This window comes from Nitrosospira sp. Nsp11, assembly GCF_900142705.1.
Taxonomy (GTDB): domain Bacteria; phylum Pseudomonadota; class Gammaproteobacteria; order Burkholderiales; family Nitrosomonadaceae; genus Nitrosospira.
The window spans coordinates 79,188-99,618 of record NZ_FRBV01000003.1 but is presented as its reverse complement, the minus strand read 5'-3'; the positions used below and the strand labels follow the sequence as shown (position 1 = coordinate 99,618).

The following is a 20,431-nucleotide window of genomic DNA, read 5'->3' as shown; positions in this document are numbered from 1 at the left end:
ATTAAATAGCCGTTTTATCTTATAATTTTTTAGTAAGCCTTCCCGTGCATATACTTATTATTGAAGATGATCCGGCTATTGCCACAAACCTCTACGATTTTCTCGAGGCGCGCGGTCACAGTGTCGATGCTGCCGCTGACGGCATCACGGGTCTGCATCTCGCGGTAACGCAGAAATTTGATGGGATTCTGCTTGATCTTGGTCTGCCGGCCATGGACGGCATCACATTGTGCCGGAAACTCCGCCAGGAAGCAGACCTTGACACGCCGGTGCTGATGCTGACCGCGCGTGATACGCTGGAGGATAAGCTCAAAGGATTTGATCACGGCGCCGACGATTACATGATCAAGCCGTTTGCGCTAAAAGAGGTCGAAGCCCGTCTCGTCGCGATGCATAAACGGCATGGCGGAAAGGTTACCAGCCGCATGCTGGAAACCGGCGATCTGTCATTTGATCCCAAAACGCTATCAGTACTTTTTGCCGGCACACCCGTTAAGCTGCCCCCCAAATGTATCCGCCTGCTCGCACTCATGATGGGCGAGCCCGGCCGCGTATTCAGTCGCAGGGAACTTGAATCCGAAGTCTGGGGCGACACGCAGGGAACCAGCGATACATTGCGCAGCCATATGCACGAATTGCGCCGTGCATTAAGTCGCGCTGGCGGCTATGATCCGATTGAGACAATTCATGGACTTGGGTACCGCCTCATTTCCCGTGCCAGGGATTAAACGTGGCCTACGCCGACGAGTTGCGCTGGCCTTTGCGGTATTCTGCATAGTCGTCGTCGGAACGCTTGGTATCAGCTTGTATATTGCTTCTGACGATATCGAAGAGGCGCATATCGAGCAAATCATGGAAACCGAGATGGACTATCTGCTCGAGCGCTATCGCCAGAGTAGTGATTTTGTTCCCCAGGTGGGCTCAAATCTCGAAAAGTACATTATCCATGATCCCGCCGAGGAATCCAAACTCCCACAGTACTTGCAAGGGCTCAATTATAGACGCCACAAGGTTTTCAGGGGCCCGGAGGAGATTCGGGTCGCGGTACGCCATGTCGACGGCGTCAAATTTCTTGTTGCCTATGAAATCGGGCTTCATGATCAGCGGCAACAGGAACTCAGGCTTCTTATCATTTTATCCCTTCTTTCGGTGGTCGGGGTTGCGTTGCTGGTGGGGTATCTGCTTGCAGGAGTACTTGTCAGGCAAGTTACCGATCTCGCGGAGCGAGTAAGACATCTAGCGCCCGGCGCGGGACAGGACGCAACAATGATCCAGCCCGGTCAGGACGAGGAAGTGGCGCAACTAGCCCGCGCACTGGACGACTATCAGAACCGCATCACACGCATGCTGCGACGCGAGCAGGAGTTCACCGCGAACATAAGTCATGAGTTGCGTACTCCGATCACTACCATCCTTACGAGTTGCGAACTGCTCGTTACGGAACCGGGCTTCTCGGAGAGGGCGCGAGCGCGCATCGGAATGATCGAGGTCGCAGCGACTCGCATGGGAGAACAATTGCAGGCGTTGTTATTCCTTGCTCGCGAGCAGGCGCTGGGCATCATGGAGCCCGTCGCAATCGCCGAGTGCGTATATGATGCAGTGGAGCCTGTATGCACTGAAATATATCGAAAACGCCTCATGTTCGAGGTTGCAGTAGAGCCGAATGCTGTCCTCACGCTAAACCGGCAAGCATTGCACACGGCTCTTGTGAATCTGCTTCGCAATGCAGTGCAATATACAGAGCGCGGTTTTATTCGCGTAAATTTCAGCCGGAAGCGTCTTTCAATCTCCGATTCCGGCATCGGCATCGAACCCTCCTATCTGCCCCTCCTTTATGAGCGCTTTTTTCGCGGGTCGACAAAAGGCGAAGGCCTGGGAATCGGCCTCGCGATTGTCAAGCGTATCTGCGACCACTATGGCTGGATCATAGAGGTCGATAGCACGCCGGGAAAAGGCGCCACCTTCCACATCACCTTTCCGTAATCCTCCTGCATTTGCGGTTTCCAAAAACATCACGCTTCGTGATCGTTCTTTTTTTGCCTTTCACAAATTAATCACAACCCCGCGACAGGTTCTTCACATGGGTTGTGGCAATCTGTGCTTCATGGAAGCACAACTATAACGTTTGTTTCGCAGCCGTAAAGCAACGAGTTGTTCCATGATTTTACTGGTATTAAGAAAACTATTGTTACCGCTGCAGCTTCCACCATTCTATACATTTTTGATTTACAAATAAGGATAAACCAATGCGAACCCAGCAAAGAATCGTTACCGATTCCGTCACCGTTCCAGAAATTTTCATTCACCTTCGGAGGGCTATATGACAGTCATATACTTGAGAGATGCAAAAAAGTCCCGTGCTGAGAACAGGCCCGCGAAAAGTGCGAACTCCGCCACCCCCGTGGAAATGTTGGGGAGATCGGATCGAAGATCTTCGTTGACGGGAACCTCTACGCGCTTGCGGGCTCGGCTGCTTTCCCGCAAGTCGGTGAAGTACTCTCCATCGAGCTCCTGGCCGCTCGAACATACCAGCCAATGGCTCGAGTGCGCCCATCGCGGCTGGTCCTGAAGGCCGGGTGATCGTAATAGTTCAAGTGGGTTAATAACTACATAAGGAGGGTTTACCATGTCAATTACCAGTCTTCTCGTACCGGCGATACTATTTTTCGCCCTCGGTATGTTCGCGCAGGTGATCAAATCGGATCTTAAATTTCCGCCCGATATGCACAAGATGATCGTTATTTATCTGCTGATAGGTATCGGGTTGCATGGCGGCAAGGCTCTGACTCAGGGGTCTATGGGCGATGCCCTGCCTGCCGTGGGAGCGGCTTTTCTGTTTGGTATTGGCTTGCCTATTCTCGCATATATTATTTTGCGGGGGCTTGGAAAGATCGACCCGCTCAATGCCGCGGCAATTTCGGCGCACTACGGCTCGGTGAGCGCGGGCACTTACATGACGGCGGTGGCGTTCCTGGGTGGCATCGGCGTGACCTTTGAAGCTTATCCGGTCATCATGCTGGCAATCATGGAGTCCCCCGCAATCATGATCGGTCTGGTGCTGGCCGGTTATTCGCGGAAAGTAATGGGGGGGGCTACCAAGGGCGAGAAGGGGATGTATATGCACCTGCTGCGCGAAGCCTTCACCAATGGCAGTATTCTTTTGCTGTTTTGCTCCATGGGAATAGGTGCAGTGGTCTCGGACCCAAGCTATCACAAGATCGAGCCGTTTTTTGAAACCATATTCATGGGCGCCTTGTGCCTGTTCCTGTGCGATATGGGCATGGAAGCGGGAAAAAGGCTGTCGGAATTTAAGGCGGTAGGGGTCTTCCTCGTCTGTTTCGGTATCGCGATGCCTCTGATCGGCGCGATTTGCGGCCTCATGGTCGGTCACTTCTGGCTTGGATACTCGGTAGGCGGAGTCACGCTGGTCACCGTGCTTGCAGCGAGTTGCTCCTATATCGCCGTGCCGCCTGCGATGCGCCTGGCTGTGCCGGAGGCTAATCCATCTTTTTACCTGACTCTGTCACTCGGCGTGACTTTTCCGTTTAATGTGGTAATCGGTATTCCCTTGTATTACGGTGCCGCCCAGTATCTGGCGGGTGTGTAGCGAAAACGGATGCCGCTGTTATCTGGGGGTGATTCATCAATTCATTGAAATCCTTTCAAGAAGTATTTCGGCCCGGCTGAGTATTCAAATCCGACTATCAACGCATAAATATTCTGGGGAGAGAAACCATGTTTAATAGAGCAGACGTTTTAATTTCGATGATACGCATAGAGATCGTCATCGATGAAGAAAAACTCGGTGATCTGATTGCCTTGTTACGAACAGTCGATGTGCGCGGCTACACGTTCATGAGACATGGAGGTGGCCTTGGATCGCGCGGCGAGCGGCGCCCGGATGACATTGCTCTGGAGGAAAGAAATGCCATAGTGATTCTGGCTTGCGAAGAAAAGCAGGCTGAGAGAGTGGTGATGGCGCTTCGTCCAAAACTGAAAGAATATGGCGGAATGTGCCTGATGTCGGACTGCAAATGGGTTATAGGGCCTGCAGCTTCCTATTGATCCGTCTTAGCGTGGCGCTTCAAGGATATGAAGTAAGAAGAAAGAGAATGCGCCTTTTTGAGTTTTTAAACCGACCATTGCCAGTTTCTAATAACCTAAGGAGTTGATTATGCCAAATCATCAATTCCCGAAAAGACGTTGCTAGTTGGCTTTCGGCTCTCCCGCCGTCCGGCTTATTAATAATTATGGCAACTACTCCTGACCGGGCGCCATCAAATTCCCCGGCTTATATCGAACGCAACAGCCGGGGAACTGATTCGTTCCAGTCGGTGCAGGGAACGGATTTTATGGATTTCGCACTTCAATCCAAAAGGTATGAAAGATGGTAAGGCCGCGTTCTCAAGGGAATTGGCGTCTTGGGCGGCCGAATCGGAAGATGGAGTGAAGGATGGCTTGACTCGCAAGCTGACTGTAGTTTCCTGATTCGAGTTTAACGATCGAGATCCAACTAATTGATCAACCTGCTGGCGAAATTGAATTGTGGCTGAAGTTAGCCGAATTATTCGGTATAAACCTGAGTTGAGAATACAAATGGCGAGACCTGCGACAGGACGGGAGTTTGTGGAAGTGGCGAAGGAAAAAATCGCCTCAGCCAAAACAGTCGAGGCGTTGCGTGCTGCTCAGGCATTACTTCTTCCGCTGGAATTCGGGCTGTCATTGGAACAGACAGCCGTCATCATCGGTTTATCTAAAAGTAGAACGGGAAAACTGCGGACGCGGTTTCAGCGAATTGAGGCCGGCGCTGAACAGGTCAAAACAAAAAAGGGACTGCGCAATCACGCACGAATGAGTCTCGATGAAGAAGTACAGTTTCTCGCTCCATTCGTTACCCAAGCCCAGGCCTCGGGCGCTCTTCCTATACACGAATTGAAAGCCGAACTTGAAAGATGCGTAGGCGGGTCCGTGTCGACATCGACGGTATATCAGTTGCTTCGCCGCCATGGATGGTCAAAGCTGGCGCACCACGTAAAAACAGATGCAACGGCCATGCATCCACCGCAAAGAACGGGTCAGAAGAAAAATAATCCAGAAGCGTGAAGTCGGGATTGCGCACGATCGAATTGCCGCGGCCGCGCTTCGGGCGCCTGCTCTCTCCTGGTCTACGCCATCTTCTGGAGAGGCCACTCTGCCTCAATGGGTAGCCCATCGGATTTACCGTCACACCTTCCACCCCACTTACCCAGATTCATCGTGTGCCTGACCTTGCCCCCGCACGCCTTTGAGAAACAGGGAAAATTGTGGTTCGGCTCAACAAGGAACAGGCAGTATTCACCACCTGAGCAGGTCCTTCTTAAACCTGATCCGGCAGATGGATGGGTACAAAAATCTCTTTTCAATTTAGCACTTGGTTGACAATGAGCTGACAAGCGAGCTGAAAAATGAGCGGCTGGGGCCGATTCAGGTTAAATGCATCCCCGCCCAAGTCCCCAAGTCCACGTGAACCGGAAAAAACGGCACGTGACTATGGCAGCTTTTCCAGGATACAGTTGATCTCAGAGCTATTTCGCGGGATCACGTCGTCGGCCCAAATCACCGCACCAAAGCATAGTAGGGCTTCAGCCCGAATACTATCTCAATTCTTTTTCGGTTAACGCACACCTTCCATTTAATTGGGCTTGGACGCGCGTTTACTCCTTATGCGGTAATTCCGATTTACCTACATAAAATTGACATATGTCACAAATACCATCGATTCAAAGCGTGTCATATCCAGAAATTATTATCAGTTAAGTAGCTGTATAAAAACGACTTAAACGCATATTGGCACAAGAATGAGCAAACCCGCTTTTGCGTGATGTGAAGTAGATATTTAAAACTTCACAAATTCTTGACATTTAACAGACATATTCTTCACATCGCTGGTGCTATGTTAGCGTTGCTTTTAATGCCTTAATGGATTTGTAGAGATTTAAATGTTGAATCCGCTGCAAAAGCGGCTGCCAAAGCCGGCTAAGCAAACGCTTCAGCATCTGATTGTGGGCAAGCCAGTTAAGGACTTCAGGTTACTTCCAGATCAGCTGTTTTTTACTTATGACGAAATTGAGCAGACGTCGAACAACCGCCGGAAAGCAGGTCCCTCTCAGTTTTTTCTTCGTTTGAAGTTATGTTTAAATTTTTTAAAAAGGAAGGATAGGTACCATGAGTTCATCTACTATCGATAAGTCGCTGTCAACCGACGATCATGTGCCCGCTGCCACCCCGGAAGAAGTTGTCGCGCCAGGGTCGGCAGGGTTTCAGGTCAAGTATCTCGCTCGCGACGTTCAGGCTGGAATTATAACTGGAACCATGGCGGTCCCGCTATCGATCGGCATTGCCATGATGTCGGAGTATCCTATCAAAGTAGCGCTGGCGACGGTCGTTTTTGCCTGTTTCATCGGATGGGTCAATGCTTTTTTCAAGCCGGGCAATTATATCGGCGTGCCGGGGGTGGCGGCAGGTCTCGCGCCTGCTTTGGCGATGGGCGTTCATGCTTTCGGTATAGAAAATATGGCTTTTGTCATTTTCCTGACTGCCACCATGCAAGCGGTCGTATGGAAATACAATTGGCAGCGGTATATTTTGCAGGCGGTGCCGGTTTATCTCGTAGAAGGTCTGTTGGCGGGAGTGGGCCTGAAGATAGGTCTCAAATTTGCTACATTTTGTTATGAGATACCGGCAGACCAGGAAACAGCCGATGTATTCTGGAACGAGGCACGCATCCAGATCGTGCTTATATCGATAGTCGGTTTCGCCGGGTTTGTATACCTGTTTTCAAAATTCAAGGATACAAAGCCCGCAATTCCTTACTTCTTGCTAATAATAGCAAGTATCGTGCTGGCTCAATTCTTGCCGTTGTCCATGCTATTCGTGGAGGACGTTCCGTTTACGCTTTCCCTCCCGATGCCGCACATCGAGAGCGCAATGATGTGGGTGTATATCGTGGGGTTCGCCGCGATGCTTGCCACGATCGATGTGATAGAGCAGGTAATGAGCAACGCCGCGATCGAAAAAATAGATCCGCTGGGGCGCAAATGCAACACCAATAACAGCTTGTGGTCTATCTGGATAAGCAATATGGGCGCGAGTTTTTTTGGTGGCATGACCAATTTGGACGGACTGGCTAAAAGCACCACCAATAGACTGGCCGGGGCATATACCAAGTTTTCGAATGCCATCGTCGGTTTGGTCGTTCTCTTCTTCTTCTTCAATTCGCACTATCTTGAGTATTTGCCGAAGTTCTCGCTGGCCGCAATCATGATTTTCTCGGGCTGGAAAATGGTCATGGGATTGTGGCACGTCGCAAACTACGGACAATATGCGTTGATGCTTTCAGTTCTTACTGCCTTGCTGGTCTTCAAGATAGGTATCTTCGAAGGCATGCTGGTAGCACTAGCGGTTCATGGGCTTATCAACTACCTGGTTTTTCAACAGGCTGGCAAGATACCGAGCAAGGTCATCATCAAGAAATATTTCGAGAAATTTTCGACAGGCGGCACCGCTGACTAGCTGACCGGGGATACAATTTAATTGGGGCGGGCACTGATGCCGCCCCTTTTTATAAATCACCTATAAAAGGAGTCTTAATGTACAAGAAGATCATGGTAGCTATCGCCGACGATGAAATTTCCCGGATCGCATTGGAGGAGGCCCAGTATATTGCAGCTACCGATGCAGCCGTACTATGCATCGTCCATACTGTGACGAAAGGGATGAAGGGGATCGACGATGATGAGGTTAATAACCGGAAAGCCGGAGCGGCGCTGCTGGAACGTGCCAGGACAACGGCTACTACCAGTGCAACGCCTATAGTGGAGACTCGTTTACTGGAAGCAGAAGAAAGATACGGCCGGACTGCTATCGTGGAGGCCATCGCCGCTGCCGTTACGGAATGGGGCGCTGACCTGGTCGTTGTGGGTACGGAAGGCCGCCGCGGCCTGGAGCGCTTGGTTACTGGCTCTGTGGCGGAGCAACTGGTAAAAGATGTCGAAATTTCAATTTTGTTGGTCCGGCCCCACTAGGCGCCCGTAAGATTAAAAAATTTTTATCCAGGATGTGAAGAATTTGTGGTGAATGCATAAAATAGTTGTGAATTTGTGAAAAATGTATATACTATTTGTCAAGTATTTGTGAAGTAGTTAAATACCCTTAGTCCGCTTAAAAATGTTCCTACAAGCGATTCAAGAGGGGAAAAAATGTCAGGGAAGTGCGATTTGGTGGTCGAGCTTCTTTATAGGATGGACGAAGCAAGTGTTCATCTCGGTGTAAAAGATCGGCATGAAAGCGTAATTCTTACCCTGGTTGTCATACCGTCAGTAACACGTTGTCATTAAGTGACGAGTTATACATGCAAAACTTGGGCGTTTTACTTTTAACCAGCTAACCTATTTATAGGCATTTCCATCATGCTAACATCGACTAACACATTTCTTTATTTCGCTTACGGGGCGAACATGTTCTCTCGCAGAATAAACGCCTCGAATATCGCGCCATCAGCAGTAGCGGTAGACATTGGCTTCATCGAAGGAAACAGGTTTACCTTTGGAAAGGTCAGTCGTGACGGTTCCGGGAAAAGCAATATCGAAGCAACCGGTAATCAGAGGAACCGGGTTTATGGCGTTCTTTATAAGATAAGCATAAAGGATAGAGAAAGCCTGAATCAGGCGGAAGGCCTCGGAACAGGCTACAGCGAACTGAATATTCCAGTCGTTACGTCAACTGGCACACACACCGCGTTGACTTTTGCCGGGAGTTACAAAGAGGCCGTGCTTCGGCCTTATCACTGGCATAAGGCGATGGTTGTCCTGGGCGCTATCGAGCATGGCCTGCCGAACGAATATGTCGAATGGCTGCGGATATTTGAAGCGCAAGGCGATGCCAATGTAGAGCGTTGCGCCGAGAGGGAAGCGCTGTTGTACGGTGATTTGTCTCTAGCGCGATTCGAGGTTGATATGGATGCGCGTCGGGCGGCAGTAGTCAACGAAGTCTAAGGCAAAAGCCAGTTCCCGTTTCGGGAACATTAATTCTGCGGGAGGTACTTGTTTAAGTACCTCCCGTTGTTTTGCCGGAACGCTTAACTTTTTCATTTGGACCGAAGTTGCTTCAGTTAGGCGCCATCATGTTCACGATAAGGGGTGAAGTTATATAGGTGAGTCATTTAGCCAGCTTTTGATAAAAAGCGAAGCGCCGGGCGCTGATCCTGCCTTCCTGAACAGCCTGTGCAAGCGCGCAGCCAGGTTCATTCGCGTGGCGGCAATTATTGAATCTGCATCGTCCCATGTATTGGCGAAATTCGACAAATCCCCACGCCAACGCATCCCTGTCAATATGATGAAGACCGAATTCCTGCATGCCAGGAGAATCGATTATCCGGCTATTGTCATCGAGGTGGTAGAGTCGGGCATGGGTAGTGGTATGTCGCCCAGTATCAAGCGCAACGGAAATACCGGAGGTGGCGCGCTCCGCCGCCGGGATGAGCGCATTGATAAGAGTGGATTTGCCCATTCCGGACTGGCCCACCAGGACGCTGAGATGGTCGTACAGATGGGGTAATAACGGTTCAATATCTGTCTTTGCGCTGAGTTGCAGTAACGAATAGCCAAGTTCCCGATAGAGGGAGAGGATGTTGGAAGCAGTGCTTGTCGGCTGGATCAGGTCCGCCTTGTTAAGTACGATCAGTACTTTTATACGCTGGTTCTCAGCTGCAGCGATGCAGCGATTAATCAGTTCTTCGCTAAAACTCGGCACCGCAGCCACTACGATAATAACCTGCGTAATATTGGCGGCGATGAGTTTTTCGCGGAAAGCATCGCTACGATACAATAGCGCGCTACGAGGCATTATGTTTTCAATTACGCCTTGCCCTGATTCTGTCGGCTGAACCTCCACCACATCGCCGCAGGCGACCCCCCCCTTTTTTCCACGCATTACGCACGACAGTGCTGCTCCGCTTACGGTTTTAACGAGAAAAGATCTGCCGAATGCGGCGACTATCTGCCCGGTAATCGGCGACGTGGTTGGAACCCGCTGAAGTGTTCTCAAATGTTGAATAGGGTATCGATTTTCGCCGCGCAAATGAAGTCATTCTCGGACAATCCGTTGATTGCATGGGTGGTATATTCGACTTTACATTTATTGTAACCAACCATGATGTCCGGGTGATGATCTTCGCGATGGGAAATCCAGGCAACGGCATTAACAAAAGCCATCGTCTGATAATAGTTCTTGAAGTTATAGCTTTTTTTAATTATTTTATCGAAAAACTCCCACCCCTCGAGCTGTTGCATCAGCAGCGTTATTTCCTTGGGAGAAAGTGGAGGCATGTTGCCCTCGCAGGGTTTGCATTGCTTTCTAGTGAGATCATTGGCAGTGGCGCTCATTGGTACTCCTGCTGGTCAGTGAAAAAAATAGCTGATCCTACTCCAGAAGTTCAATTATGCGCCAGGTTTTGCAGACGCGCTATTCTCATCGCGGCGGGCGGGTGGGAATCATAAAATGCCGAATGCAAGGGGTCTGGAGTCAGCGTGGCAGCGTTATCCTGATAGAGTTTTAGTAGCGCACGTATGAGGTCAGTGGCCGATGCGTTACCTGCAGCATACTCGTCAGCCTCGAATTCATGCTTGCGCGAGTATAGACTTGCCACGGGCTGGAACAGAAAAGTGAACGTGGGCATTACTAAAAAAAACAGCAGCACCGCCATAGCGGAGGAAGGCATGTGCGAAACGGAAACCCCTAATCCCTCGTAAAACCAGTCCTGTTGCATCAAATAACCCAGTCCCCATAAAAATACAAGGCTCATGGCGAACGTCCATACGATACGTTTGATAACGTGGCGTCGTTTGAAATGTCCCAATTCATGCGCTAATACCGCCTCGATCTCGGGTGTATCCAGACGAGAAAGCAATGTGTCAAAAAAAACAATCCGCTTGGTCTTGCCGAAACCGGTAAAATAAGCATTCCCATGATTGCTGCGGCGTGAGCCGTCCATTACGAAAAGCCCGCTGGATTTAAAGCCGCATCGCCGCATCAGTTGTTCAATACGTGCCTTGAGCGGAGCGTCTTCAAGCGGGGTGAACTTATTAAAAAGCGGCGCGATCCAGGTCGGGAAGATGGCGAGAACCATCAGATTGAAGCCCATCCATGCGAGCCAGGCGTAAAACCACCAGCTCGGCCCCATTTTCTGCATTAACCATAAAATACCGAGTAGCAGCGGGATGCCCAGCAGTCCTCCCAGCATCGCGCGCTTGATCAGGTCGAGAAAAAACATGCGAGGGCTCATTTTGTTAAAGCCAAATTTGTGTTCGATAACAAAAGTTCGATAATAACTTACCGGAATTCCTGCTACGCTCATCAGTAGCACCGCGCTGACAATAAGCGCTATGCCGTGTATCAGCGGGTCGCCAAACCAATTTGACCAGAAACCCGCCAAAGCATTTAATCCGCCGCCCAAGGTAAGTGCCAGCAGAAGCAACGTATCGAGCGTTATGCCGATATATCCCAACCGCGTTTTGGCACAGGTATAGTCAGCCGCTTTTTGGTGCGACTCCAATGTAATCCTGGAAGAGAATTCGTCGGGCACGCGATCTCGATGTGCGAGAACATGATGGATGTGACGTGTTGCCAGCCATATCCGCGCTAAAAAAGTAAGCGTCAGAGCGGCAAGAAAGAGGGTGGTGAACGTTTGCATGGTCTATGAGTGGGCGCAGCGGCAACACAATGAAAGGTGACGGGTCAGTACCGATATGACACAATTACACGTTGAAAATTCAGCAAAGTGATCAAATTATGGCACAAGACAATAATAACCTCATCTGGATAGACATGGAAATGAGCGGGCTCAGTCCGCAGGATGATCATATCCTCGAGGTCGCTCTCGTGATAACTGATTCTCAACTGAATATGGTGGCGGAAGCGCCGGTGCTGGTCCTATCCCAGTCCGAAGCCGTGCTTGACGGCATGGACAACTGGAATAAGTCTACGCATGCAAAATCCGGCCTCATGGACAAGGTGAGATCTTCCAGCCTGAAGGAAGCCGAGGTAGAGGCGTCCATGATTACGTTCCTGCAAGAGCATATTGCCGCGGGAATCTCTCCCATGTGCGGCAATTCTATATGTCAGGATCGGCGTTTTCTGGCGCGGTGGATGCCACAGCTGGAATCGTATTTTCATTATCGTAATCTGGACGTAAGCAGCCTGAAGGAATTGGTAAAACGCTGGAAGCCGGAAATCTCGGCAGGCTTGACAAAGCAATGCAAGCACGAGGCGCTGGCGGATATTTACGACTCCATTGCTGAGATGAGATACTATCGCGAGCACTTTATCAAAGCATAGCGCTGATTAAACCTAAATCCGGTAGTTGAATGCTCATTTAATAGATCAGTATCATGATTAATAACAACATTTCATATTATTTGACGTTCATCTTCCGGGTGAGGGCGCTACAAGGTGAATTGCACAGTTTTGGGGGCACATGGCTGCGTTGCAACTCCTTGGAATGGAACGACCATTCCGCGTCGTTGCGCCTTGCCCTGCACCCCAAAAACCGTACACTTCACCCCGTCCAACTATCGGATTTAGGTTAAATCCAGCTACGCGATTCCCTCTCGGCTTTCGGGTTGAGGCAACTCTCCACTTTCCCTTTCAAATTACCTATGTCCTCCGGCACTGTATTTACTATTGCTGTCAATCCAAAAATACCCCCTCGTCTATCGCGGCTTGAGGAACTGGCGAATGATCTTTGGTACAGTTGGGACCGCTCCACGCGCTCGCTATTTTCCCGGCGGGATCCCAGCCTTTGGGCGACAGTGGGACACAACCCCAAAGACTTTCTCAAGCGCGTGGATGAGTCTCTGCTGCTGAGAGCCGCGGAGGACCAGGTATTTCTGGCTAATTACAACAGCGTTCTTTCGGCTTACGATTCATATCATTCAGAGCCCGTGCGAAACGGCGCAACGGCAGGCTTGCACCCTGATGACCGGGTGGCATATTTTTGTTTCGAGTTCGGTTTTCATGAGAGCTTTCCAATTTATTCGGGTGGCCTTGGCATCCTGGCGGGCGACCATTGCAAGGCAGCGAGCGATTTGCGCTTGCCATTCGTCGGGGTGGGTTTGCTCTACCGTCAGGGATATTTCTTCCAGACCATCGATAATCTGGGTAATCAAAGAGTTACCTATACTGATTCGGATTTTGAAGATCTCCCCGTAGCGCCCGTGTTGGGCGACAATGGTTCCGAAGTACGAATCGAAGTGGAAATGCCGCAACGGAAGGTCGTCGTGAAGGTCTGGCAGGCAAAGATCGGTCACGTTACGCTTTATCTGCTTGATACGAATTTAGCGGAAAATTCTCCAGAAGACCGCGATATCACGCATCAACTCTATGGTGGCGACCGGAACCTGCGCATCAAGCAGGAAATCCTGCTGGGCATTGGCGGTGTCCGCGCCTTGAGGGCGGTGGGAATCAAGCCCACGATATGGCATATCAATGAAGGGCATGCTGCGTTCATGATGCTGGAACGTATGCGTAATCTGGTGCAAGAAGGGCTGGATTTTGCGAGCTCGCTGGAGGCAGTGGCGGCAAGCACGGTGTTCACAACCCATACGTCGGTACCGGCAGGACATGATCACTTCGGCGATGACATGATGGACGCTTATTTCGAAGGGTTTTACCGTGATCTTGAAATCACCCGGGAAGAATTTATGGCGCTGGGCCGCGTTCGCGGCAGCCACGATTTTAACATGACAAATCTTGCCATTCATGGCTCGCGTTTTCAGAACGGCGTGAGCAAGATACACGGCAACGTTTCCGCGCGAATCTGCAGAGATTTATGGCCACAGATCGAGCCGGAAGAAAATCCGATGGCGCATATCACCAATGGCGTGCATGTGCCGACCTTCCTGGCTCAGGAATGGCCGGATTTATTCGACCGCTATCTCGGCTATGAATGGCGTAGCAATATGTGTGATACCGATTACTGGTCGCGTATCAGCGCCATTCCCGATCACCTGTTCTGGAGTGTGCGGCAAACACTGAAATCCCAGATGTTATATAGCATACGTGCGCGTCTCGCGGTTCAAATTTCCCGCAATCATGGTTCTGAAGCGCATCTCGACCGCCTGCTGAGATTCACTGATCCCATAAATCCAAACATTTTGACGCTCGGCTTTGCGCGCCGTTTCGCCACGTATAAACGCGCGACACTGCTATTCGATGACCTCGACTGGTTGCGCAGGATCATGCTCAATCAGGACCGCCCGGTCATGATTATTTTTGCGGGTAAGGCGCATCCCGCCGATGTCCCGGGGCAGGACCTGATTCGCCGCATCAACCAGGTTGCCCAGCTGCCAGAATTTGAGGGACAACTTTTGCTGGTTGAGGATTACGATTTACGTCTAGCCCGGCGGTTGGTGGCCGGAGTCGATGTGTGGCTCAACAACCCGGTATATCCGCTGGAGGCAAGCGGGACCTCAGGCATGAAAGCAGGTATAAATGGAACACTCAACCTGAGCGTGCTCGATGGTTGGTGGGGCGAGGGCTATAACGGCAAGAATGGCTGGGCGATCAAGCCCGGACCGGAAAACATGGATATGGCGCGGCGCGACAAGGAAGAGAGCAGGGATTTCTATGAAACGCTGCAGGATCACGTGGTGCCGCTCTACTATACGCGCGATAAATTGGGTTACTCCCCAGGGTGGGTGAAAATGGCGAAAGACTCAATGATATCGTTGTTGCCGCGCTACACGGCCGCGCGCATGGTAAAGGAGTACACCCAGAAGTTTTATGTGCCGGCCAGCAGGCAAGGGGCACTTTACGCCGCCGATGACTTCAGCGGGGCGAAAAAAATCGCGGCCTGGAAAGCTTTCGTACGGAAAACATGGGAAGGCGTAGCGATTCGTCGATTAGATACACCACGCAAGCGTATCAGTTTTGGTGATGCTGTGCAGTTTGATGTCGCGGTAAGGCTGAATGGTTTACAGCCTGAGGACGTGATAGTGGAAATGTTGATTTGCCGTCAGCGCAACAAGGTCACTTTACGTGAGTTCAATCATATCAGGTTCGAATTTAGCGGCATCGAAGAATCGGGCGAGCACCTGTATTCACTGAGCCTTACTCCGGATTTATGCGGAAAGCTGGACTATTACATACGCGTTTATCCATATCAACTATTGCTGACGCATCCATTTGAAATGGGCATGATGGTGTGGGTGTAATTTCCTTTTTTCAATTTAGTCCAAGGGGGCGCGCGCCAGCGCCATGCTTCGCGGCCCCACCCAATCATTGAAACAAATATCCTCCCTGTGATTCAAAACGCCGAATAAGGCTCCAGGTTTTCCCCGCAATTGCTCTATCTCGGCGGGGAAATCAGGAGAAAAGCGACAAGTAGATTTGCCGGTACGCAGCAGCGCTTGAATGCCAACTAAAATCTTTTGTCATGCCGTTTTTTTTCAAGCGGCACCACACTGATTTATCGTGATAAGCAACGGCGACCCGCCGAATCGCGCTGAGAAAACCGTCTGCGGTCATGTCGTGGAACAAAAAACCACTGGCGCTTTTGTCGGCTAGAGCCGCAGGCGTGCAATCGACTACGGTATCGCGCAAGCCGCCGGTCGCGTGTACCAGCGGAGGCGTACCGTAGCGCTGGCTGTACATCTGGTTCAGGCCACACGGTTCGAAGCGTGAAGGCATCAGGAAGCTGTCCGCGCCCGCTTCTATCAAATGGGCAAGTTTTTCGTCAAAGCCGATACGGACGGCCATTTTCCCCGGATAATTTTTTGCCAGCCTGGCGAACTCCTGCTCCAGCGCCGTTTCACCGCTGCCCAGAATCACCAGTTGGGCCGGTATTTCGGTCAACCGCGCTGCAACTTGCAATAAAAGATCGTAACCCTTCTGATAAGTAAACCGCCCGACGGCGCCGAATAACGGGATATGGGGTTCGGCAGCCAGCCCCATCAATTGTTGTAATGCAGTTTTGTTGTGGGCTTTGGCTGCAAGATTGGTAATCGCATAATTTTGCGTAATATAGCGATCAGTAGCAGGATTCCATTCTGAAGCGATGCCATTGATGATCCCACTGATATGCTCGCGCCGTGCAGCCAGCAGCCCTTCCATGCCAAAGCCCAGCGGCGCCGTCTGAATTTCTTCAGCATACGTCGGACTCACGGTGGAGATGTGGTCGGAATAGTAGAGCCCAGCCTTGAGAAATGACATGTCGCCGTAATATTCCAGGCCATTTATATCAAAACTTTCGACAGGCAAGCCCAGCTGAGCTACCGTATCGGGCGGAAATACACCTTGGAAAGCGAGATTGTGTATCGACATCAGCGATGCCGCTTTTTTTCCTCTATGGAAATGCAAATACGCCGGCACCAGGCCGCTTTGCCAATCGTTGCAGTGCACTACCCGTGGACGCCAGACAAGCGGGCTGGCATTACTGGCCAGAACTGCGCCAATTTTCGAGAGAAGTCCGAAACGCAAAGCATTATCAGGCCAGTCGTGTCCGGCACTATCCACGTATGGGCCACCTTCCCGGTTGTACAGTACGGGGCAATCAATGATGAAAGTGGGAAGAAATGCGGATGCGCCCAGCGGCAGCTTTGCGGATAGCAGCGTCGACGGCGGAAATGGGAATTGATTCCTGAATTCGGCGATCTTTTGTTTGTTTTTGAGGCCCGACAGTACTCGAGGATAGCCTGGGATGAGTAAACGTACGTCGATCTTCAACCGGCGCAACGCTGGCGGCAGCGCCGCGCTGACATCCCCGAGGCCCCCGGTTTTATTCAGGGGATAAATTTCCGGCGTGATAAACAGAACGCCGGGATTGGAATTTGCTAAAGCTCGTGACATGAGGTCCACCCATTAAGATTTTCTTGGAAAGAGCGAGAAATGAAGATCAGTCCTGGATTTCACTGATTTCCATCCGAAACTCGCCGATCGAGCATGGCGTCGTCTTGATGCCGCCATTCATCAGAAAAGGAATAAGCTGGCGCAGGCCCGCGTTGAGTACTCCTGGCCACCGTTGTGCCAGGCGAGTTCGATTGTCAGGTACGTTTTGCTACGGCTTGCTGGAAAGGCAGACGATCGGTAGAGTCTTGTTTATTTGACGTGTCTTCGCGACTCCAACGCGTCAGCCATTTGTCGGGCGATTATCGATTAGAAGCGCGATAGGGCGATGCGGCAAGCCCCACCTCATCCATTCATATTTTGCCAGGGGAGCATTATTCAAGCGAAAGAATAATCCCCGCCAGCGGCGGGAGGCTGATAACGATCGAGTCGGGCCTTCCCATCCATGATTCGCCGGTAGTATCGATGCACCCCATGTTGCCCAGATTACTGCCGCCGTAGTGTGAGGAATCGCTGTTGAATAATTCGGTGTACCTGCCTTTGGCTGGTACACCGATGCGATAACGTGTGCGTGGCACAGGCGTAAAATTGAGAACGATCAGGGCGAATGAGCCATCGCATGCGCGGCGCAGATAGCTTATGACAGAATTGTTGGCATCATGGCAGTCCACCCACGCGAAACCATCACATAAGAAATCGAGCTGGTGTAATGCGACGATACTGCCATACAAATGGTTGAGGTCGCGTAATGCAGCCCTGACGCCGCGGTGTTGTTCGTCGCGTAATTGACCCCAGTCCAGTTCCCGTCCTGAGTTCCATTCACGTCCCTGGGCGAATTCATTGCCCATGAAATTGAGCTTTTTACCGGGATAAGTCATCTGGTAAGTGAATAACAGGCGTACGTTTGCGAATTGCTGCCACGCGTCGCCCGGCATTTTGCCCAGCAGCGATCCCTTGCCATGCACTACTTCGTCATGCGAAAGCGGCAGGACGAAATTTTCCGTGTACGCATACAACTGGCCAAAAGTAAGCTGGTCTTGGTAGAAACGCCGATAAACCGGGTTATTACGGATGTAGGATAGCGTATCGTTCATCCAGCCCATATTCCATTTCATGGAAAATCCCAAACCGCCGGTATAGGCAGGGCGAGATACTGCTGGCCATGAAGTGGATTCTTCCGCCAGCGTCAATGCCCCCGGGAATTCCTCATGCACCATTATATTCAGTTCACGCAGGAAATCGATCGCTTCCAGATTTTCCCTGCCTCCATATTTGTTGGGTAGCCATTCACCCGGCTTGCGTGAATAGTCCAGATAGAGCATGGACGCAACGGCATCCACGCGCAGGCCATCAAGATGAAATTCCGATAGCCAGAAATGGGCGCTGGATAACAGAAACGATTTGACTTCGTTGCGCCCAAAATTGAAGATATGTGTTCCCCAGTCCTGGTGCAGGCCAATACGAGGGTCCTCGTGTTCATACAGTGCGCTACCATCAAATCGCGACAACGCAAAAGCATCTTGAGGAAAGTGCGCCGGCACCCAGTCTAGAATTACGCCGATGCCCTCCAGATGGCAGGCATTAACGAAATATTTCAGGTCGTCTGGTGAACCAAAACGACTGGTAGGTGCGAAATAGCCGGTCGTCTGATAACCCCAGGATTCGTCAAGCGGATGCTCTGAAATTGGCATCAACTCAACATGGGTGTAGCCCATTTCACGCACATAAGGAATCAAATGCCGGGCGAGTTCACGATAAGAGTAAAAACCTCCATCAGGATGCCGCTTCCAGGACCCGGCATGAATTTCGTAAATGTTCAGCGGCGCCTGCAACCAATTCCACGTAGCACGGTTTATCATCCATTCAGCGTCGTCCCATGCTGTTTTGCCAACCACGGGCGTGCGCGCTGCATTGTTGGGCCGCAATTCATAGTGTCTGGCATAGGGGTCGGTTTTAAGAAGGATTGCACCACTGTCGCGGTTGCGTATTTCATATTTGTAGAGTGAATCCGGGGGGAGGCCGGGAATAAAGAGTTCCCAAACGCCACTGAAGCCATGAACCGCCATCGGATGCACTCGGCCGTCCCACCGGTTAAAGCCGCCTACAACACTCACCCGCTCGGCATTAGGCGCCCATACCGAAAAAAGTACGCCGGTGATACCCCCTCGTTCCGCGATATGCGAACCCAGGGTTCGATAAGCTTGCCGTAACCGGCCTTCATTGAACAAATAGACGTCATAATCGGAAATTTGCGGCTGGAAGGCATAGGCGTCATAAGTTTCGTACACGCATGCTTCCGGCCATGCGTTACCGTCTTCGACGCGCAAAAGATATGGCATGGACGGCAACGCGACGCCGCGCCATTCAAAAACTCCGGCAGGATGTGCCCGCTTCATCCCCTCGAAGCTACCTTCTATATTGATCCATACATTTATCGCATACGGATAAAATACCCGAATCAAGCTATGGCCATGCTCCATGCGAGCACCGAGATAACTGAAAGGATTATGAAGTCGGGCTGCCAACAGCGCTTCCAGGGATGGGTCGATTTTGACCGTTACGCCGTGATGTTTCAGATCGGATTGCATACGTCCGATTATAGCTTGAAGGATAAGGCGGAACATGGCCATGAATTGAAATTCAACGCGGGTAATTTCCTGAACCTCCTGTAACCTTCTTGTCCGCTTCATGCTCCCCTCCTCATGCTCTTCCCCTTCGGGATAGCATAATCCAGACAGACATTTGCGACAGACTCGCACAATTTATTCGTTCTCTACGAACTGAACGGATTACTTGACGGGGAATTTGGAGAGGGGCACAATCTCTATCCCTTCATTGCTTCGCTCCAGTATCTTGGGGATAAATAAAATAAGGAAAAACAAATGCATACATGTTCTCACGCTGTGTTTGGATGTATGGACTTTCGGATTCAGGGCACAATTGACAAATTACTTGAGTACCTGAATGTTAAAGAGGGAACGTTTGATCGAGTGATATGCGCCGGGGGCGCGGCAAATAAAGAACAGCTTGAAACTCATCTGGGGCTTTCGAAGAGGCTGCATGATAGCCACGTGGCTGTGCTCTCCGTTCACGAGGACTGTGGCGCCGGTGCGGTAAAGGAGGACCTTTACAAGGCGGCGGATACTGCCCGTTCACTTGGATTCGAGCCAAAACTGTTCTATATCAAGCTCGATGGAACCTGGGAAGAAGTTCAACCCCAGGGAGTTTCCGGATAAGCCTGAGTGGATGCGAGGCAGTTTTACGGACTCCAGGAGAAGGGATTTCCTGAGACGTAGGAGTCCGCGCATACGCCTGTTGCGGGAGATGCGTGGGGTAAGGACCGGAACAGGCTTTCGCGGCATCCCGGCACTGACGAACCCGACGGTGGCTTATTACGATGCTTTGGGGGCGCCTCCTTTCGGCTTGGAGCCTGGCACAGCAGGCAGCTTGCAGGGGACGCCCTTTCACTCCGGGTTCCAGCGGACGTTCACTACGTTACGCTTCCTGGCGTTGCTCTTTACGAATAGTAAGTGCGAGCTTTCGTCGTGCACGC

Annotated in this window: 17 protein-coding genes; 11 read left to right on the top strand and 6 right to left on the bottom strand. The window is 51.1% G+C overall.

Going from position 1 to position 20,431, the window contains the following annotated elements; genetic code table 11:
* Window positions 1-44: 44 nt before the first annotated feature.
* Together BUA28_RS05790 and BUA28_RS05785 are read left to right on the top strand one after the other, a co-directional pair.
* The gene (locus BUA28_RS05790; RefSeq protein WP_072767179.1) at window positions 45-728 is read left to right on the top strand and encodes a response regulator transcription factor; all 684 of its coding nucleotides are present in this window, start codon (window positions 45-47) and stop codon (window positions 726-728) included.
* Window positions 688-1,983, top strand: coding sequence for a sensor histidine kinase (locus BUA28_RS05785; RefSeq protein ID WP_072767178.1), 1,296 nt, complete (start codon window positions 688-690; stop codon window positions 1,981-1,983). Before BUA28_RS05790 ends, BUA28_RS05785 begins: the two co-directional genes overlap by 41 nt.
* 333 nt (window positions 1,984-2,316) lie before the next feature.
* Here BUA28_RS05785 and BUA28_RS05780 read toward each other — a convergent pair whose 3' ends face one another.
* A complete protein-coding gene (locus BUA28_RS05780; RefSeq protein WP_072767177.1) occupies window positions 2,317-2,628 on the bottom strand; it encodes a hypothetical protein in 312 nt (103 codons plus the stop codon).
* On the opposite strand from BUA28_RS05780, the gene BUA28_RS05775 reads away from it, so the two are divergent.
* The 6 genes from BUA28_RS05775 (at window position 2,627) to BUA28_RS05745 (ending at window position 9,032) form a co-directional block, all read left to right on the top strand.
* Entirely contained in the window at window positions 2,627-3,607 is a 981-nt protein-coding gene (locus BUA28_RS05775) for a sodium-dependent bicarbonate transport family permease (protein ID WP_072767176.1), read from the top strand. The genes BUA28_RS05780 and BUA28_RS05775 overlap by 2 nt on opposite strands.
* 128 nt (window positions 3,608-3,735) lie before the next feature.
* Window positions 3,736-4,065, top strand: coding sequence for a P-II family nitrogen regulator (locus tag BUA28_RS05770; RefSeq protein ID WP_072767175.1), 330 nt, complete (start codon window positions 3,736-3,738; stop codon window positions 4,063-4,065).
* Between the two features lie 531 nt (window positions 4,066-4,596).
* Window positions 4,597-5,103 carry a COG3415 family protein gene (locus BUA28_RS05765; RefSeq protein ID WP_072767174.1) on the top strand — a complete coding sequence of 169 codons (507 nt, stop codon included), beginning with the start codon at window positions 4,597-4,599 and terminating at the stop codon, window positions 5,101-5,103.
* A gap of 1,101 nt (window positions 5,104-6,204) precedes the next feature.
* A complete protein-coding gene (locus BUA28_RS05755; protein ID WP_072767172.1) occupies window positions 6,205-7,551 on the top strand; it encodes a SulP family inorganic anion transporter in 1,347 nt (448 codons plus the stop codon).
* Window positions 7,552-7,628: 77 nt separating this feature from the next.
* Window positions 7,629-8,063, top strand: a complete 435-nt coding sequence (locus BUA28_RS05750; RefSeq protein ID WP_072767171.1) for a universal stress protein — start codon at window positions 7,629-7,631, stop codon at window positions 8,061-8,063.
* A 384-nt stretch (window positions 8,064-8,447) separates the two neighbouring features.
* Complete coding sequence (locus tag BUA28_RS05745) at window positions 8,448-9,032, top strand: gamma-glutamylcyclotransferase (protein ID WP_083569892.1); 585 nt, start codon at window positions 8,448-8,450, stop codon at window positions 9,030-9,032.
* A 163-nt stretch (window positions 9,033-9,195) separates the two neighbouring features.
* Here the strand turns inward: BUA28_RS05745 and rsgA are convergent, their stop codons facing one another.
* Genes rsgA through BUA28_RS05730 form a run of 3 tightly spaced genes read right to left on the bottom strand, consistent with a single transcriptional unit; the run spans window position 9,196 to window position 11,728 of the window.
* Window positions 9,196-10,083 (bottom strand): ribosome small subunit-dependent GTPase A, encoded by an 888-nt coding sequence (gene rsgA, locus BUA28_RS05740; RefSeq protein WP_072767169.1) that lies wholly within the window; start codon window positions 10,081-10,083, stop codon window positions 9,196-9,198.
* Window positions 10,080-10,421: a 4a-hydroxytetrahydrobiopterin dehydratase gene (locus BUA28_RS05735; RefSeq protein WP_072767168.1), complete on the bottom strand. Its 342-nt coding sequence runs from the start codon at window positions 10,419-10,421 to the stop codon at window positions 10,080-10,082. The genes rsgA and BUA28_RS05735 overlap by 4 nt, the downstream gene beginning before the upstream one ends.
* A 50-nt stretch (window positions 10,422-10,471) precedes the next feature.
* Window positions 10,472-11,728: a M48 family metallopeptidase gene (locus tag BUA28_RS05730; protein ID WP_072767167.1), complete on the bottom strand. Its 1,257-nt coding sequence runs from the start codon at window positions 11,726-11,728 to the stop codon at window positions 10,472-10,474.
* 98 nt (window positions 11,729-11,826) lie between these two features.
* On the opposite strand from BUA28_RS05730, the gene orn reads away from it, so the two are divergent.
* Both orn and glgP read left to right on the top strand, forming a co-directional pair.
* A complete protein-coding gene (gene orn / locus BUA28_RS05725; protein WP_072767166.1) occupies window positions 11,827-12,372 on the top strand; it encodes an oligoribonuclease in 546 nt (181 codons plus the stop codon).
* A gap of 320 nt (window positions 12,373-12,692) precedes the next feature.
* The gene (glgP, locus tag BUA28_RS05720; RefSeq protein WP_072767165.1) at window positions 12,693-15,248 is read left to right on the top strand and encodes an alpha-glucan family phosphorylase; all 2,556 of its coding nucleotides are present in this window, start codon (window positions 12,693-12,695) and stop codon (window positions 15,246-15,248) included.
* A gap of 151 nt (window positions 15,249-15,399) precedes the next feature.
* Here the strand turns inward: glgP and glgA are convergent, their stop codons facing one another.
* Window positions 15,400-16,881, bottom strand: coding sequence for a glycogen synthase GlgA (gene glgA, locus BUA28_RS05715; RefSeq protein WP_072767164.1), 1,482 nt, complete (start codon window positions 16,879-16,881; stop codon window positions 15,400-15,402).
* 371 nt (window positions 16,882-17,252) lie between these two features.
* Window positions 17,253-19,466: a 1,4-alpha-glucan branching protein GlgB gene (gene glgB, locus BUA28_RS05710; RefSeq protein ID WP_072767306.1), complete on the bottom strand. Its 2,214-nt coding sequence runs from the start codon at window positions 19,464-19,466 to the stop codon at window positions 17,253-17,255.
* Window positions 19,467-19,760: 294 nt separating this feature from the next.
* Here glgB and BUA28_RS05705 point away from each other — a divergent pair, with 294 nt between their 5' ends.
* Window positions 19,761-20,114 (top strand): hypothetical protein, encoded by a 354-nt coding sequence (locus BUA28_RS05705; protein WP_072767163.1) that lies wholly within the window; start codon window positions 19,761-19,763, stop codon window positions 20,112-20,114.
* Window positions 20,115-20,431 lie beyond the last annotated feature (317 nt).